Raw genomic sequence first — 15,730 nt, forward strand, 5'->3', positions numbered from 1 at the left:
AACTCATGGTTGTTATTTGGTCATCCTTAATTACTTTTACGCTATATTTCGATATAGCAACCGATAATCGCTTGAAATCTATTGTTCCAATTTGATCCGGATCGTGTATTTGTCAGACAGATTGATGAACAGTTATATCTTAGCCTAGATTTCTGAACCTTGTCGTTGGTGTTTTGCGCTTTTGCTTGTAATTTTGGCTCACAAGCGTTATGTGCAAGAAAAATTCCGTTAAAGTTTAAGAAATGAAAGGGACCGCCTATGGCCCGCGTCACCGTTGAGGACTGCGTAGATAAGGTCGAGAACCGTTTTGAACTGGTTCTACTGGCCGGTCACCGTGCCCGCCAGATTTCTCAGGGCGCCCAGATCACGATCGACCGCGACAACGACAAAAACCCAGTTGTTGCCCTGCGCGAAATCGCTGACGAAACACTTTCGCCGGACGATCTGAAGGAAGACCTGATTCATTCGCTGCAGAAGCACGTTGAAGTTGACGAACCGGAAGCCGCTGCTCCAGCCCAGATCACCGACGCTTCGGATGCGTTGGCTGAAGGTATTGCTGAAGCTGGCGAAGACGATGTTGTTTCCTTCGACCGCATGTCGGAAGAAGAACTGCTTGCCGGTATTGAAGGCCTCGTTGCTCCGGAAAAGAACGACGACTTCTAATCGTCGCTCTGTTGTTCGAGTGTTTCAGGCAAAAATCGGAACGAGTTTTGCACCGATAACGACTTGAAGATAAACAGGCCCTTGTTTTTGCGTGCGCTTCAGCTCCCAGGCTGTGGCGCACGTTTTTATGTACATGGTGGCCAGAGATATCGTGATTGGCTGTCGGGTATTTGGCTTGCCGCTGAGGCGTTTGGGACTGAAATTAAGCCTGTTGGCAGAAAACAGGTTCGGAAACTCGCAAATTATTATATTTTTTAGCGATTTCCGGTCAAAATGACCGCTGCGTATGTGACTGGTAGGGAGTTTCTGTAGATGATGCGCCAATATGAGCTTGTAGAGCGTGTTCAGCGATACAAGCCTGACGTCAATGAGGCGCTTCTCAACAAGGCGTATGTTTATGCCATGCAGAAGCATGGCAGCCAGAAGCGTGCATCTGGGGATCCATATTTTTCACATCCACTCGAAGTCGCAGCAATTCTCACGGATATGCATCTGGATGAGGCAACCATTGCTATTGCTCTCCTACATGACACGATTGAAGATACCACGGCGACGCGACAGGAAATCGACCAGCTATTCGGCCCGGAGATTGGTAAGCTTGTTGAAGGTCTGACCAAGCTCAAGAAGCTTGATCTGGTTTCCAAAAAGGCAGTGCAGGCGGAAAACCTTCGCAAACTGTTGCTTGCGATTTCCGAAGATGTGCGCGTGCTTCTGGTGAAGCTTGCAGACCGATTGCACAATATGCGTACCCTTGGCGTGATGCGCGAAGACAAGCGCCTGCGCATTGCCGAAGAAACCATGGATATCTATGCGCCGCTTGCTGGCCGCATGGGCATGCAGGACACACGCGAAGAACTCGAAGAGCTGGCCTTCCGCTATATCAATCCAGACGCTTGGCGTGCGGTAACAGATCGGCTTGCTGAACTTCTTGAAAAGAACCGCGGCCTTCTGCAGAAGATTGAAGAAGACCTGTCTGAGATTTTCCAGAAGAACGGCATCAAGGCGAGCGTTAAAAGCCGTCAGAAGAAGCCGTGGTCGGTTTTCCGTAAAATGGAAACCAAGGGCCTGTCGTTCGAACAGCTTTCCGATATTTTCGGCTTCCGCGTTATGGTTGAATCCACACAGGACTGCTATCGCGCGCTTGGTTTGATCCATACGACGTGGTCGATGGTTCCGGGTCGGTTCAAAGACTATATTTCGACGCCCAAGCAAAACGACTATCGTTCGATCCATACGACAATCATCGGTCCGTCGCGCCAGCGTATCGAGTTGCAGATCCGCACGCGCGTCATGGATGAAATTGCCGAATTCGGTGTGGCTGCCCACTCGATCTACAAGGATCGCGGCAGCGCCAGTAATCCGCATCAGATTTCGACCGAAACCAATGCCTATGCTTGGTTGCGTCAGACTATTGAGCAGCTTTCCGAAGGCGATAATCCTGAAGAGTTCCTTGAACACACCAAGCTGGAATTGTTTCAGGATCAGGTTTTCTGCTTCACGCCGAAGGGCCGTCTTATCGCGCTGCCACGCGGTGCAACGCCAATCGATTTCGCCTATGCGGTTCACACCGATATTGGCGATAGCTGTGTTGGCGCCAAGGTCAACGGTCGCATTATGCCGTTGATGACTGAGCTTAAAAACGGTGATGAAGTCGACATTATTCGTTCCAAAGCGCAGGTTCCGCCTGCCGCATGGGAGTCGCTTGTCGCAACAGGTAAGGCGCGTGCTGCGATCCGCCGTGCAACGCGTTCTGCCGTTCGCAAGCAGTATTCCGGTCTCGGTATGCGTATTCTTGAGCGGGCTTTCGAACGTGCTGGGAAGCCTTTCAGTAAGGATATCCTCAAGCCTGGTCTGCCACGTCTTGCACGCAAAGAGGTTGAGGACGTTCTGGCGGCTGTAGGTCGCGGTGAATTGCCGTCGACTGATGTGGTGAAGGCAGTCTATCCGGATTATCAGGACACACGCGTTACTTCGCAGAATAGCCCGGCGAAAACTGGCGAAAAGGGTTGGTTCAATATTCAGAACGCAGCCGGCATGATCTTCAAGGTACCGGAAGGTTCTGAAGGCGCAGAAGAGCCTGCTGCAACTGGCGAAAAGCCAAAGCGTAAGGCCCTGCCGATCCGCGGTACCAATTCCGACCTGCCCGTACGTTTTGCCCCGGAAGGGGCGGTGCCGGGCGACCGTATCGTCGGTATCATGCAGCCGGGAGCAGGGATCACGATTTATCCGATCCAGTCACCGGCATTGACCGCTTATGACGATCAGCCTGAGCGCTGGATTGATGTGCGCTGGGATATTGATGAGGGGATGCATGAACGCTTCCCGGCCCGGATCAGTGTGTCGGCGATTAATTCACCAGGGTCTCTGGCTGAAATTGCGCAGATCGTTGCATCGAATGACGCCAATATTCATAATCTCTCAATGGTGCGGACTGCGCCCGATTTTACTGAAATGATCATTGACGTTGAAGTGTGGGACCTTAAACACCTCAATCGTATCATTTCTCAATTGAAAGAAAGCGCGAGCGTCAGTGGCGCAAGGCGCGTGAACGGATAAGGCACTATGAAAACCGAAGACGTCCTTGCTGTCTTCCGCGAAGCGGGAGCGATCCTTGAAGGCCATTTCATTCTAACCTCAGGTCTGCGTAGCCCGATCTTCTTGCAGAAGGCACGCGTTTTCATGCATGCCGACAAGACCGAAAAGCTTTGCAAGGCATTAGCCGAGAAGATCAAAGCAGCTGATCTCGGACAGATCGACTATGTTGTCGGACCTGCAATCGGTGGCCTTATTCCGTCCTACGAAACCTCGCGCCATCTGGGGGTGCCGTCGGTATGGGTGGAACGCGAGAATGGTGTGTTCCGTTTACGTCGTTTCGATGTGCCGAAAGGATCGCGCGTCGTGATCGTGGAAGACATCGTCACCACGGGGCTTTCGATTCGCGAAACCATTGATTGCATGAAGGACATTGGCATCGAAGTCGTAGCCGCCGCTTGTATCGTGGATCGTTCAGCGGGCAAGGCGGATGTGGGCACGAAGCTTATTTCGCTTGCCGAATACGAAGTACCAGCCTATTCGCCAGACAATTTGCCGCCGGAATTGGCTGCAATTCCTGCGATTAAGCCAGGTAGCCGCAATATTTAAGCGGTTCGTACCATAACATTGATTTCGTTGGACGTGATTACCACCCTGCGTCGAAATTGCGCTTTGCGGTATTTGTTTCGCACCCTTAATTTAGGGGGAAGGGCAAGCCCATGCCCATCCCCCTGTTTAGGAATATGTCGTGGCTGTTGTGCCTCTGGTTTTCGATCCAAAATCTCCATATCGGGCTCCATGCGGTGTTTGCGTCGATTGCGATGTACGCCGCATGGCGGTTTGCTCCGCACTCGATGACGGCGATCTTGGCGCGCTTGAAGCTATCATGACCTCCAAGAAGCTCGATGCGAACGAGATGCTGGTGGAAGAGGGCGATCCGAAGCGCCGGGTTTTCAGCCTGACTTCGGGCATGCTGCGCATCTATACGTCACTGCCTGATGGGCGCCGCCAGATTGCAGGTTTTCTGGTTCCTGGCGACTATTTGGGGCTGGCCGACGATGATGTTTATTCGCAATCGGCGGAGGCTGTTGTTCCTTCGGTCCTCTGCGCCTTTTCCTCCAAGGAAATGGAAGCATTGATGGTTAGCTTTCCGAGGCTCAGGGAACGTCTTCACCAGATGACGCGTGAAGCGCTGCGCACCGCGCGCGACAACCAGCTCGTGCTGGGGCGCCTTGCACCAGTGGAAAAGCTTGCAAGTTTCCTTCTGGTCTTAGCTGCGCGTGCTGAAAAGCGAGGCGAAAAGGCCAATCTCGTTCACTTGGCAATGAACCGCACAGACATTGCCGATTATCTCGGCCTGACGATTGAAACAGTCAGCCGCAGCTTCACCAAGCTAAAGACACAGGGCCTTATCCAGCTGCTTGATGCGAACACCGTGGAGATATTGTCGCGTCGTTCGCTTGCGGCGGTCGCCGGAATGGATATTGAAGCTATTTGAGCATTTCTAACAGAAATGCAAAGCAGTTTTGCGTTGGGATATGTTTCAAAAAATAGATAGAGCGGTTCCAACACTTAAGTCCTGAAACGAACCGCTCTGATCCCTATTTATTTGTTTTCATTTCGTTGATTTAAATCAATGAAGGTTTCTTAAACGGCCACTACACCTGATCATGGAAATTGACGCAGCACAGTCAAGTGCTGCTCGGTCTTAACGAGGTGTACAGGTGTCATTGTGGCTGGCAATTACAATATCGGCTGTCATGCATGCGGGCTTCCTTGCCGCATCATGCCGACTTGCCCGGCAGAATGTTCGTCTTCATCCAGTGCGCGTGGTAGCGACAGGCTATCACCAGAACGCAAAGCGGGCGGGGTGGAAGCATCATGCATGAAGCCACGATAAGACGTTATGCGGCGCTTGCCGTGCCTCGCTACACTTCGTTCCCAACGGCTGTGGATTTCACATCGATAACGCCTGACAGCACAAAGCGCTGGCTACGTCAGATAGGCCCGGAAGAAAGCGTCTCGCTTTATATCCATGTGCCGTATTGCAAAGAGATCTGTCACTATTGCGGTTGCCATTCCAAGATGGCGGTCCGCGAAGATGTCATCGAGAATTTCGTCATCGCACTTTTAAGCGAGATTGAAACCGTAAGTACAAGTCTGACGGCGCGTCCGCAGGTCGTGCATCTACATTGGGGTGGGGGCACTCCTTCTATTCTTCATGCCACGCAGTTCAAGCGGATCATGGCGGCTCTTCGTCTGGCATTCGATTTTCACCCGGATATGGAACACGCCATTGAGCTTGACCCACGCACGGTCAATCCCATTCTGGCAAAGACCCTGTCCCTGATGGGGGTGAATCGTGCCAGCCTTGGCGTACAGGATGTTGACCCTGATGTGCAGAAAGCTATTGGCCGCGTTCAACCAATTGAGACGGTTATCCGTGCTGCAACTTTGCTGCGGGAAGTCGGCATCGATAAACTCAACTTCGATCTGATCTACGGTCTGCCGCTGCAAACGATTGAGACATTGCGCGAAACGTGCAAGCGGGTGGCTGAGCTCAAGCCTGATCGAGTTGCCTGCTTTGGCTATGCGCATCTGCCACAGCGTCGCGCCAATCAGCGACTGATTGATGAAAGCATTCTGCCAGATGCCGACGAGCGTTTCGCACAGGCAAGTGCTGTAGCAGAAAGCTTTCTTGGTTTCGGTTATCAATCAGTCGGTATTGACCACTTTGCATTGCCCGACGATACGCTGGCTGTTGCGGCTGAAAATGGCACGTTGCATCGCAACTTTCAGGGATACACGACAGATCGCTGCCAAACATTGATTGGGTTAGGCCCATCGTCGATTTCGCAATATCCAGCGGGATACACGCAGAATATTTCCGATGTGGGACAATACAGCAAACGCGTTGTAGCGGGAGACCTTGCAACCGTGCGCGGCTACACGATGCGCGACAGTGACAGGCTCCGTGCAGGCATTATCACAGCACTTATGTGCAATTTCCGCGTTGATCTGAATGCAACCGCACCGGGCGTTGAGTTCTCTGATGAATTGGCCTTGCTGCGCCCATTGGTGGCTGATGGTCTGGTGGAGGTGCACAACGGCGTCATCAGCGCAACGGAAGACGGCAAGCCGCTCATCCGTTTGGTTGCAGCGACATTTGATGAGTTTCGCAGGGACAGTATGCACGGCTTCAGTTCCGCCGTGTGAGAGATTGCAGGCACATTGCAGCAAAGACATCGCAATGTGCGCCAGAACAAAGAAGTAGAGTGCATTTCACTCTATTCAGAGCTGCCGCTGCACCGGGCCGTCAAAAGGTCAGTGGCATCAGGAGCACCGTTCGTTGGGGGATGAGCGGTGCTCCACTTTTTTGAGCTATCTATGCTTTCTTATCGAGCTTTCTCAATCTTCGGCAGGAAGATGGTCAGCAATCCGAGAAGCGGAAGATAAGAGCATATCTGATAGACAAACTCGATACTCGTCCGGTCTGCCACGACACCCAGCGCTGCCGCCGCAATGCCGGCGATGCCAAATGCAAGGCCGAAGAACAGTCCTGACACCATGCCCACGCGTCCCGGTAGCAACTCTTGTGCAAAAACAATGATTGCAGGGAAAGCAGAGGCCAGAACGAAACCAATGATAACGGTCAAAACGGCTGTGACCTCGAGGTTTGCGTAAGGCAATGCCAGAGTGAAGGGTACGATACCGAGGATCGAGACCCAGATCACAGTGCGTGTACCGATCTTGTCGCCGATAGGGCCGCCGACAATTGTGCCCGCTGCAACGGCACCGAGGAACAGGAACAGCAGCAACTGCGATGCCTGAACGGTCACGCCGAAATGGCTGATCGTATAGAAGGTGTAGTAGCTCGTGAGGCTGGCCATGTAGACATACTTCGTGAAGATCAGCATGGCGAGCACGGAGATCGAGGCAATAACCTTGTTGCGTGGCAGCGGCAATGTCTTGTCAGGCTTTGGCTTGCTCTTGTTGGCAAGATTATGCTGGTTGTACCAGTTACCAACATACCAGAGCAGCGCCATGCCGATCAGTGCTGCGATCGAAAACCACGACACGCTGGCCTGTCCGAAAGGCAGAACGATAAAAGCTGCAAGCAACGGTCCGATGGACGAGCCGAAGTTGCCACCCACCTGAAACATCGACTGTGCGAAACCATGACGACCGCCGGATGCGAGACGTGCAACGCGTGCAGCTTCCGGATGGAATACCGATGAACCGAAGCCGATGAAGGCTGCACCGAGAAGCAGAACCGAATAGTGATGTGCGGACGCAAGCAGGATCAGACCGATCAGCGTACAGCCCATGCCGAATGGCAGTGAGTAGGGCATAGGACGGCGGTCGGTATAAATGCCGACGATTGGCTGCAAGATCGAAGCCGTTACCTGAAAGGTGAAGGTGAGCAAGCCGATCTGCCAGAAAGACAGGCTGTAATTGTCCTTGAGCATCGGATAGATGGCCGGAAGGAGCGACTGCATCATGTCGTTCAGGAAATGGCCCATACTCGTAGCCAGAATAATGGCGAGAACCGTATTGTTTGCGCCAGTGTTTGAAGGCTGCTCGGCAGCACTCATGCTCATAGTCCTACTCCGAAGATAATCCGTGAGGGAAATTTCCCTATAATTTGCGTTGGTTGGGCAGGGAGTCCAATTCGAATGTTTTCGAATATTTCTAACCTGACCCTTTCATAATTATATTGTTTCGCGCCTGCTTTCGTGATTTGGTCCATTACTTTCGAGAGTGGGCCAAAGCAGATGAAGCCAAAATCGCCTCCGGGGCTCCTGTTACCGGGCAGTGAGGACCTGCAAAAGTTCCATGAACAGCGCATCGAGATGCTGGAACGCCTGAGCGGGCCGGTGATCGCGCTGCCGACAAAATATCCGGATGGCTATTTTGTACCGCGCCACAGCCACAGTCGGGCGCAGCTCTTGTGCGCTTCACAAGGCGTAGTTCTGGTGACGACCGATGCCGGTCGCTGGTTGATTCCCGGGGATCACGCGATGTGGATTCCGGCTGGTGTAAAACATTCCGTCGAGATTGTCGGAGATGTTTTCATGCGCTCAATCTATATCGCGCTCGATGCCATTTCGGGCGTGCCTGACTATTTACACGTGGTTGGCATGACCGATCTGATGCGTTGCCTCATTATCGATGCGACTTCGGTCGACAGCATTCCTGAACCGGGCAGTCGCGACGCTCTGGTGATTGAGTTGATCCTCAGAGATCTGCATACTTTGCCACAAAGGCCGCTCGGCTTGCCTTTCCCGTCAGATCCGCGGCTGCAAAATCTCTGCCGTCAATTTGTGAAGAAGCCCTCCGCACGCGCGACAATCGATGATTGGGCGGATCGCATGGCGATGAGCCGTCGCTCATTCACCCGCCACTTTCAGCGCGAAACAGGCGTAAGCTTGTCTGTGTGGCGCCAGCAAGCATGCCTGTTTGCTGCCGTTCCACGCCTTACGGAAGGCGAAGCAGTCACAAGCGTGGCGCTTGATCTGGGCTATGATAGTGTTTCCGCCTTTACGACAATGTTTCGCCGCATGCTGGGTGTATCACCGAAGTTCTATTTGCCGCGTCTTGATGGAGTACGCTTCGAGCGTAGCGATAGGATCTCTGCCGCATCGATTGAACAATAATAACAATTGTCTCGGTGCGTAGAGAACAGTATGAGAAGTTTATGTTATTCCAACGTCGAAATCCGCCGACCCGCAAAGAGCGCTTAAGGCTGCTCGTCTGGCCGCGCCGTTCCTTCGCTCGCTCGTTTAAATATGGCGGCAAGCGCGTGCTACGCATTACTGCGTCTCCACATGCGGTAGCCGCAGGGCTGGCCGTTGGTGTCTTTTCGGCTTTCACACCGTTCTTTGGTTTTCACCTGATTATTGCAATTGTTCTGGCATATTTTCTGGCCGGTAACATTGCTGCAGCAGCGCTGGGCACCACGCTTGCCAACCCTCTGACGCTCCCGTTCATCTGGGGCAGCACTTATGAGCTTGGCCGCTTTGTCATCAGCGGGGATATCGAAAGCGCGCCGCCTTTGCATCTGGGACATGCTCTGCAAACGATGAAGTTTGGAGAAGTCTGGACACCTCTGCTCAAGCCGATGTTGTTCGGTTCGACCATACTTGGAGCGTTTTTTGCGGTGATCGCCTATTTTGTGACGCGTTTTGCGGTCACTGCCTTCCGTCGTCGCAGGCTCGAACGACTTGCCGAAAAACACAATAAGCACCATGCCCGGGAGCCGCAGAAAATATGATCATCGGCATTGGCAGCGATCTGATTGATATCCGCCGCATCGAAAAGACGCTCGAAAAACACGGTGACCGTTTCACCCAACGTGTTTTTACCGAAGTTGAACAAGCAAAATCAGATGGGCGCAGACAGCGCGCCGCCTCTTATGCAAAGCGTTTCGCCGCAAAGGAAGCTTGTTCCAAGGCGCTTGGTACAGGCCTTTCGAATGGCGTTTTCTGGCGCGATATGGGGGTGGTGAATACACCCTCCGGCAAGCCGACCATGCAGCTGACCGGCGGCGCAGCTGAGCAACTGAAGCGCATGCTGCCAAAAGGCAAATGCGCTGCCATACATCTGACAATTACCGATGATTTTCCTCTCGCGCAGGCTTTTGTCATTATCGAAGCGCTGCCAGAAACCGAGTAATGCATGCTGCGGAAAGGCGAAAACGCTTTTCCGATAGTGGTGTGCACCAAAACAATTGCGATTGTGGCAGGTAAACTCCTGCTCATAATCATGCGAGATAGCGGTGTTTGGATTGCTTCGAGCAACCTTAGCCGTTATTAGATCGCACATCGGCAAGCGGAGATACAATGAGCGTGTCCAGCAAAAGTGAAACTAAAAAATCAGGCGGCCTTGGCGAAACCGTCAGCGTTATCGTGCAAGCTCTCCTGCTGGCACTGATCATTCGCAGCCTGCTTTTCCAACCTTTCAGCATTCCGTCCGGCTCCATGCGCCCAACGCTGCTGGAAGGCGATTATTTGTTCGTTTCGAAATACGCCTATGGCTATTCGCGCTATTCGCTGCCGTTCGGTCTGGACCTCTTCTCCGGTCGTATTTGGGGGGCTGAGCCCAAGCGCGGTGATGTCGTGGTCTTCAAGCTGCCAAGTGACACCAACGTCGATTACATCAAACGCGTGATCGGTCTTCCAGGTGATCGCGTGCAGATGCGTGGCGGCGTTCTCTACATCAATGATGTCGCTGTTAAGCGCGAGCGTGTTGGCACAATCGACAATCCTGACGTGACCGAAGTCAATCGTCCGGTTGAAGTCTATCGCGAGACACTGCCCAATGGCGTCTCTTACGATACGCTCGATCTTGCACCGAATTCCATCGGTGACGATACACGTGTGTTCGAAGTGCCTGCCGGTCATTATTTCATGATGGGTGATAATCGCGACAACTCGCTCGATAGCCGTTTTGGCGTTGGTTATGTGCCTTTCGAAAATCTGGTTGGTCGTGCGAACATTATTTTCTTCTCGATTGCCGATAAGACAAGCCCGCTCGAAATCTGGAAATGGCCATCTGATGTTCGCTTCAGCCGCCTCATCTCCTGGGTGAGTGGTGAGCCGCATACTGCCGTAACCGGAAACTGAAATGGTCTCCGAGAACAAAGCAGCAGCAATTCTGGAGGAGCGCACGGGACACCGTTTTCTCAATCTGAAGCGGTTGGAACGTGCGCTCACCCATTCGAGCGTCCAGGCACCTTCTCGTGCCAATTATGAACGACTGGAATTTCTTGGCGACCGCGTGCTTGGTCTCGTGGTTGCTGAAATGCTTTTCGAAGCCTTTCCAGATGCGCCGGAAGGGGAATTGTCAGTTCGCCTCAACGCGCTGGTCAATGCCGAAACCTGTGCCGCAATTGCCGATGAGATTGGTCTTGCCGATCTGATCCATACCGGCTCCGACATCAAGTCTCTTAATGACACGCGTCTGCTCAATGTTCGTGCCGATGTCGTCGAAGCGTTGATTGCGACCATTTATATGGATAGCGGACTGGAAGCAGCACGTGGTTTCATCAAGCGCTATTGGCAGAAGCGGTCGCTGGAAACAGGTGCCGCGCGCCGCGATGCAAAAACAGAGCTGCAGGAATGGGCGCATCAGCAGGGCAATGTGCACCCTGTCTACGCCATTGTGAGCCGCAGTGGTCCGGATCATGATCCGCTTTTTACAGTTGAAGTGACTGTGAAAGGATTTGCTCCTGAAACCGGCGAGGGGCGTTCCAAGCGCATTGCTGAGCAAGCTGCTGCTGAAGCAATGTTGTACAGGGAAACTGTCTGGAAGAGAGACAGTTCTGCGTGAGGCGTGATCAACATTCTTTTAGAACTCCGTGTGTCCTGTCGGATGCACGAAAATCGCTCTAACAGTTTAAATTTGCTGCATAATTTTACCTTATATTGATCCAAGTTTAAGGAATTTTGCAGTAAGTGAAATTCGGCTATAATCAGATTAACAGCGACAGTGGTGGGCCGTCGCATTGGCAGAGTGGTTTGGGCGAGGACCGTTTCCTGCTGTCGAGATTACATAGAGCAATTCCAGCGAAAGTGGGGACCGGTTTACGTCGGGAATTGCGCAGAACAAAAGATAGGGCGGCTCCTGTTTCTTTGAGAACAAGAGCGCTCTCAAAAGGATAAGCAATGAATAATCCGACGACGCCGTCAGCCGGCGAAACTGAAACCGGGCAGACCCGTTCTGGCTTTGTGGCGCTGATTGGTGCGCCAAATGCCGGAAAATCCACGCTGGTCAACCAGCTCGTGGGTACGAAGGTTTCCATCGTCACGCATAAGGTGCAGACGACGCGTGCGCTGGTACGTGGCATTTTCATCGAAAACAACGCGCAGATCGTGCTCGTCGATACACCCGGTATTTTCCGGCCCAAACGCAGGCTGGACCGCGCGATGGTCACAACGGCCTGGGGTGGTGCGAAGGATGCCGACATCATTCTCGTTATCCTCGACGCGCAGGGCGGTCTGAATGAGAACGCCGAAGCGCTTCTCGAAAGCATGGTCAATGTTCGCCAGAAGAAAGTGCTGGTTTTGAACAAGGTTGACCGTGTTGATCCGCCAAAACTGCTTGAACTCGCGCAGAAGGCAAATGAAAAGGTCGCTTTTGACCGGACCTTCATGATCTCAGCGCTCAACGGCTCCGGCTGTAAGGATCTCGCAAAGTTCCTGGCAGAGACCGTTCCAAACGGCCCGTGGTATTACCCGGAAGATCAGATTTCCGACATGCCGATGCGTCAGCTTGCGGCAGAAATCACCCGCGAAAAGCTCTATCTGCGTCTGCATGAAGAACTGCCTTATTCCTCGACGGTGGAAACCGAGCGCTGGGAAGAGCGCAAGGACGGTTCGGTGCGTATCGAGCAGGTCATCTATGTCGAGCGTGAAAGCCAGAAGAAGATCGTTCTTGGCCACAAAGGCGAAACGATCAAGGCAATCGGGCAATCGGCACGTAAAGAGATCAGCGAGATTCTGGAGCAGAATGCGCACCTCTTCCTGTTTGTGAAAGTGCGTGAGAACTGGGGTAATGATCCTGAACGCTATCGCGAAATGGGTCTTGATTTCCCGAAGTAAGTTAAAGTCAGGTTTTCATGGAATGGCGCGATAGCCGCGCATAATTCAGAAAGTCGTTCGATTTTTGTATAGAATTATGCGCAAAAAGGAATGTGGTACACACCTCCATGGAATGGCGCGATGAAGGCATAGTTCTCGGCACACGACGACATGGCGAAACAAGCGCCATTGTCGAAGTGATGACGCGTGAGCATGGCCGTCATATGGGTATGGTGCGGGGCGGGCGGTCCCGCCGCATGCAACCGCTGCTCCAGCCTGGCAACCATGTCGACCTGGCATGGTGGGCGCGCTTGGACGAACATCTGGGCAGTTTCACCATCGAACCGCTTGGCTTTGCGGCGGCTCGCCTTATCGAAACGCCTGTTGCGCTTTATGGTATTCAGCTTGCGGCTGCGCATTTGCGGCTGCTGCCGGAACGCGATCCGCAAGGCGCGCTTTATGAAACGCTCCGCCTCATCATCGAGCATTTTGATGATCCGCTGGCCTCTGGCGAGTTGCTCCTGCGATTTGAAGTGATGATGCTTGAAGAGCTGGGCTTTGGTCTTGATCTCAAGGAATGTGCAGCCACCGGTGTTCGCGAAAATCTGATTTATGTGTCACCCAAATCAGGGCGCGCGGTCTGTGGTGATGCAGGTGCTCCCTGGGCTGACAAGATGTTGCCATTGCCCGCCTTCGTTAACAGCACATCGGTGCGCCCGTCCTGTTATGATGATCTCAACGATGCTTTCCGAATGACAGGGTTTTTCTTCCTGCGCCATGTGTGGGAACCTCGCGCACAAACTCCACCCGATGCGCGCGGCGGGTTTTTGAATGCGATAGCGCGCACAATTAGAGCATTTCCAGTTTAAGATGACTCGTTGGAAATGCTCGATCTATTTGTTTTCTGCGCATTTTGTCCCGAAAACCGGTTCCCACTTTTCGGAATGCGCTCTAGTTTGCAACAGGCAGGCTGAACACATTGCCCTCAAAGGCATCTTTGCCGCGTCCGATGGTGCGGATAGCCTCGACCATACGTCCCTTGCGAGCGAGTATCTCGTCTGCCAATTCTATCAGGCGCATATTGGGAGTGGCGGGTGGTGAAAGCTTACGCAATGTTCTTGCGATCTCAGCTTCATCAAGCTGCGGCTCAAGAGAAAGCGCTGCGATATAGGCTGCTGCCGTTGAACGCGATATCCCCGCATAGCAATGGATCAGCAGCGGTTTTTCCTTATCCCAATCAGACGTAAATTCCAGCAATTGTTCGACATGGAAGCTTTGGGGCATCACCAGTCCGTCATGCGGCTCAATGATGTCGTTAAAGATCAAACTGAGACGTTTCATGGTGCCAGAGAGCAAAGGCAGATCGCCACTGCTGAGCGTCACGATATGGCTGGGCTGATGCCGTTCAATTTGAGCTTCAAGCTTCGAGAGCGGACTGACCACGATATACGTCATGGTCTACTTCTTTCGGGCCTGATCCAGAGTAGCAAACCGGGCGAGGAAATCATTCTGAACGCTCTGCGTCGGACGCGGTGTGATATCGAGACCCGCGGGATCAAAGCCACGTGGACGTCCAAAATACTTGATGGCCTCAGCTTCCGTAAACCCTGCCAGCCGTGTTGCCTCAAAATAGGCGGCCACCTGATCGGCTCGCTTGATCAATTTCTTGAGGGATGCGGATATGGAAGCTGGCAGCGAAAAACGTAAGTGAATGGCACTTTCAAGCCGATCTTCAATCAGCTTGTAATTGCCACCCATCACGGCCTTGAATGGCGAAATCATATCGCCAATCACATATTCGGGTGCGTCGTGCAGAAGTGCGAGTATCTGCCATTCAATGCTGGCATCAGGAACCAGCCGATTGAAAATTTGCTCTACCAACAGCGAATGCTGCGCCACCGAATAAGCGTGCTCGCCGATAGTTTGCCCGTTCCAGCGGGCAACGCGTGCAAGCCCGTGAGCTATGTCTTCAATCTCGATATCAAGTGGTGATGGGTCGAGCAGATCAAGCCTGCGCCCGGACAACATGCGCTGCCAGGCACGATCTTTACCCGAGGTGCGGTCCGCAGCTGCCATTAAGTTTTATCCGCTTCAGCCGTTGGGAATGTGAAGGCGACATGCGGCGGCAAGAGGAGCGTGATGACGACCTCACCGGCCATAATGGCCGTGCCGGAATCAAGGGCATCTTTTACCTTGTCAATTCGCACAAGAGCGAGACCGATCTTGCCGGAGGAGCTGCCAAGTGTTCCGATTTCACGTCCATTGACCGTCACCGGCGTACCCATCGCGGGAAGTGGCGTGTCGGATTTGGCGACAAGTACACGGCGGCGGGGCGTGCTGCGGTGATGCATGCGCGAGACAACTTCCTGCCCAATGAAACAACCTTTGGGGAAGGTCACACCGCCCGTCTGGTCGAAATTGATGTCATGCGGGAAGACGTCATTATAGGCGAAATCAGCTTCGCCTTCGGCAATACCATACTCTGCCCGAAGTGCGATCCATGCGCTCTCGTCGCTGATGTCTCCAGCTTTTCCATAAATCCGAAGAACATTCAGCTCTTCCGGAAAGCGGGTATCGCGCTTGCCGTATTCTTTGATTGAATCATCTTCTGAAGAAGCGGAATCAGTCTGCCAGCAAACGCTGACAAGTGATTCTGGCGATTGGGTAATTTCTGCTTTGGCGCGCAGACGATAGAGCGTCATTCGCTTGGCAAAATCGGCGGCGATGCCCGCTGGCATATCGAACAGCAAGCCATTCTCGATGCGCGATACAAGGAAGTCGAACATGATCTTGCCTTGCGGGGCAAGCAGTGCGCCGGGCTTCAGTTCATCGGCACCGAGCTTGTCGAGATTGGTGGTAATCACGGCTTGCACGAATTTTTCCGCGTCTTCGCCTGTGATCTGAACCAGTGCTCTGTTGGAAAGATTGATCGTTTCCGCTACCGTCGCCATCGC

General features: G+C 53.0%; 16 protein-coding genes. 12 read left to right on the plus strand and 4 right to left on the minus strand.

Features of this window, described 5'->3' with window-relative positions; genetic code table 11:
• The first annotated feature begins 258 nt into the window (after positions 1–258).
• From rpoZ to hemN, 5 genes are all read left to right on the plus strand, one after another.
• Positions 259–663 carry a DNA-directed RNA polymerase subunit omega gene (rpoZ, locus tag ACSME1_RS10425; RefSeq protein ID WP_024897324.1) on the plus strand — a complete coding sequence of 135 codons (405 nt, stop codon included), beginning with the start codon at positions 259–261 and terminating at the stop codon, positions 661–663.
• 312 nt (positions 664–975) lie between these two features.
• Complete coding sequence (locus tag ACSME1_RS10430; protein ID WP_024897325.1) at positions 976–3,219, plus strand: RelA/SpoT family protein; 2,244 nt, start codon at positions 976–978, stop codon at positions 3,217–3,219.
• A 6-nt stretch (positions 3,220–3,225) separates the two neighbouring features.
• On the plus strand, positions 3,226–3,804 hold the full coding sequence (pyrE, locus tag ACSME1_RS10435; RefSeq protein ID WP_100559397.1) for an orotate phosphoribosyltransferase: 579 nt from the start codon (positions 3,226–3,228) through the stop codon (positions 3,802–3,804).
• Positions 3,805–3,943: 139 nt separating this feature from the next.
• Positions 3,944–4,693: a helix-turn-helix domain-containing protein gene (locus ACSME1_RS10440; RefSeq protein ID WP_024897327.1), complete on the plus strand. Its 750-nt coding sequence runs from the start codon at positions 3,944–3,946 to the stop codon at positions 4,691–4,693.
• A gap of 383 nt (positions 4,694–5,076) precedes the next feature.
• Complete coding sequence (hemN, locus tag ACSME1_RS10445) at positions 5,077–6,411, plus strand: oxygen-independent coproporphyrinogen III oxidase (RefSeq protein WP_024897328.1); 1,335 nt, start codon at positions 5,077–5,079, stop codon at positions 6,409–6,411.
• Positions 6,412–6,590: 179 nt separating this feature from the next.
• Here the strand turns inward: hemN and ACSME1_RS10450 are convergent, their stop codons facing one another.
• Positions 6,591–7,796 carry an MFS transporter gene (locus ACSME1_RS10450; RefSeq protein WP_024897329.1) on the minus strand — a complete coding sequence of 402 codons (1,206 nt, stop codon included), beginning with the start codon at positions 7,794–7,796 and terminating at the stop codon, positions 6,591–6,593.
• A 174-nt stretch (positions 7,797–7,970) separates the two neighbouring features.
• On the opposite strand from ACSME1_RS10450, the gene ACSME1_RS10455 reads away from it, so the two are divergent.
• The 7 genes from ACSME1_RS10455 to recO all read left to right on the plus strand — a co-directional run bounded on the left by ACSME1_RS10455 (position 7,971) and on the right by recO (position 13,645).
• Entirely contained in the window at positions 7,971–8,852 is an 882-nt protein-coding gene (locus ACSME1_RS10455; protein ID WP_105706808.1) for an AraC family transcriptional regulator, read from the plus strand.
• A 41-nt stretch (positions 8,853–8,893) separates the two neighbouring features.
• Positions 8,894–9,469 (plus strand): type IV secretion system effector BspA, encoded by a 576-nt coding sequence (gene bspA, locus ACSME1_RS10460; protein WP_105706806.1) that lies wholly within the window; start codon positions 8,894–8,896, stop codon positions 9,467–9,469.
• On the plus strand, positions 9,466–9,870 hold the full coding sequence (gene acpS / locus ACSME1_RS10465; RefSeq protein ID WP_105706804.1) for a holo-ACP synthase: 405 nt from the start codon (positions 9,466–9,468) through the stop codon (positions 9,868–9,870). The genes bspA and acpS overlap by 4 nt, the downstream gene beginning before the upstream one ends.
• Positions 9,871–10,037: 167 nt before the next feature.
• Entirely contained in the window at positions 10,038–10,820 is a 783-nt protein-coding gene (gene lepB / locus ACSME1_RS10470; RefSeq protein WP_024897333.1) for a signal peptidase I, read from the plus strand.
• 1 nt (position 10,821) lies between these two features.
• On the plus strand, positions 10,822–11,526 hold the full coding sequence (gene rnc, locus ACSME1_RS10475) for a ribonuclease III (RefSeq protein ID WP_094541790.1): 705 nt from the start codon (positions 10,822–10,824) through the stop codon (positions 11,524–11,526).
• Between the two features lie 335 nt (positions 11,527–11,861).
• On the plus strand, positions 11,862–12,797 hold the full coding sequence (gene era, locus ACSME1_RS10480; RefSeq protein ID WP_024897335.1) for a GTPase Era: 936 nt from the start codon (positions 11,862–11,864) through the stop codon (positions 12,795–12,797).
• Positions 12,798–12,904: 107 nt separating this feature from the next.
• Positions 12,905–13,645 (plus strand): DNA repair protein RecO, encoded by a 741-nt coding sequence (gene recO / locus ACSME1_RS10485; RefSeq protein WP_024897336.1) that lies wholly within the window; start codon positions 12,905–12,907, stop codon positions 13,643–13,645.
• An 82-nt stretch (positions 13,646–13,727) separates the two neighbouring features.
• On the opposite strand, the gene ACSME1_RS10490 is transcribed toward recO, so the two are convergent.
• The 3 genes from ACSME1_RS10490 to ygfZ are packed head-to-tail and all read right to left on the minus strand — an operon-like array spanning position 13,728 to position 15,727.
• A complete protein-coding gene (locus ACSME1_RS10490) occupies positions 13,728–14,231 on the minus strand; it encodes a tyrosine phosphatase family protein (RefSeq protein WP_024897337.1) in 504 nt (167 codons plus the stop codon).
• A gap of 3 nt (positions 14,232–14,234) precedes the next feature.
• Positions 14,235–14,852 (minus strand): YfbR-like 5'-deoxynucleotidase, encoded by a 618-nt coding sequence (locus ACSME1_RS10495; protein ID WP_024897338.1) that lies wholly within the window; start codon positions 14,850–14,852, stop codon positions 14,235–14,237.
• Positions 14,852–15,727 (minus strand): CAF17-like 4Fe-4S cluster assembly/insertion protein YgfZ, encoded by an 876-nt coding sequence (gene ygfZ / locus ACSME1_RS10500; protein WP_024897339.1) that lies wholly within the window; start codon positions 15,725–15,727, stop codon positions 14,852–14,854. Before ygfZ ends, ACSME1_RS10495 begins: the two co-directional genes overlap by 1 nt.
• Positions 15,728–15,730 lie beyond the last annotated feature (3 nt).

Origin of the sequence: Brucella pituitosa, assembly GCF_965577835.1 — a bacterium.
Classification (GTDB): Bacteria; Pseudomonadota; Alphaproteobacteria; order Rhizobiales; family Rhizobiaceae; genus Brucella; species Brucella pituitosa.

Coding starts and splice junctions, on each gene's coding strand:
- rpoZ (WP_024897324.1), top strand. CDS start 259: ATGGCCCGCGTCACCGTTGAGGACTGCGTAGATAAGGTCGAGAACCGT.
- ACSME1_RS10430 (WP_024897325.1), top strand. CDS start 976: ATGATGCGCCAATATGAGCTTGTAGAGCGTGTTCAGCGATACAAGCCT.
- pyrE (WP_100559397.1), top strand. CDS start 3,226: ATGAAAACCGAAGACGTCCTTGCTGTCTTCCGCGAAGCGGGAGCGATC.
- hemN (WP_024897328.1), top strand. CDS start 5,077: ATGCATGAAGCCACGATAAGACGTTATGCGGCGCTTGCCGTGCCTCGC.
- ACSME1_RS10450 (WP_024897329.1), bottom strand. CDS start 7,796: ATGAGCATGAGTGCTGCCGAGCAGCCTTCAAACACTGGCGCAAACAAT.
- ACSME1_RS10455 (WP_105706808.1), top strand. CDS start 7,971: ATGAAGCCAAAATCGCCTCCGGGGCTCCTGTTACCGGGCAGTGAGGAC.
- bspA (WP_105706806.1), top strand. CDS start 8,894: ATGTTATTCCAACGTCGAAATCCGCCGACCCGCAAAGAGCGCTTAAGG.
- acpS (WP_105706804.1), top strand. CDS start 9,466: ATGATCATCGGCATTGGCAGCGATCTGATTGATATCCGCCGCATCGAA.
- lepB (WP_024897333.1), top strand. CDS start 10,038: ATGAGCGTGTCCAGCAAAAGTGAAACTAAAAAATCAGGCGGCCTTGGC.
- rnc (WP_094541790.1), top strand. CDS start 10,822: ATGGTCTCCGAGAACAAAGCAGCAGCAATTCTGGAGGAGCGCACGGGA.
- era (WP_024897335.1), top strand. CDS start 11,862: ATGAATAATCCGACGACGCCGTCAGCCGGCGAAACTGAAACCGGGCAG.
- recO (WP_024897336.1), top strand. CDS start 12,905: ATGGAATGGCGCGATGAAGGCATAGTTCTCGGCACACGACGACATGGC.
- ACSME1_RS10490 (WP_024897337.1), bottom strand. CDS start 14,231: ATGACGTATATCGTGGTCAGTCCGCTCTCGAAGCTTGAAGCTCAAATT.
- ACSME1_RS10495 (WP_024897338.1), bottom strand. CDS start 14,852: ATGGCAGCTGCGGACCGCACCTCGGGTAAAGATCGTGCCTGGCAGCGC.
- ygfZ (WP_024897339.1), bottom strand. CDS start 15,727: ATGGCGACGGTAGCGGAAACGATCAATCTTTCCAACAGAGCACTGGTT.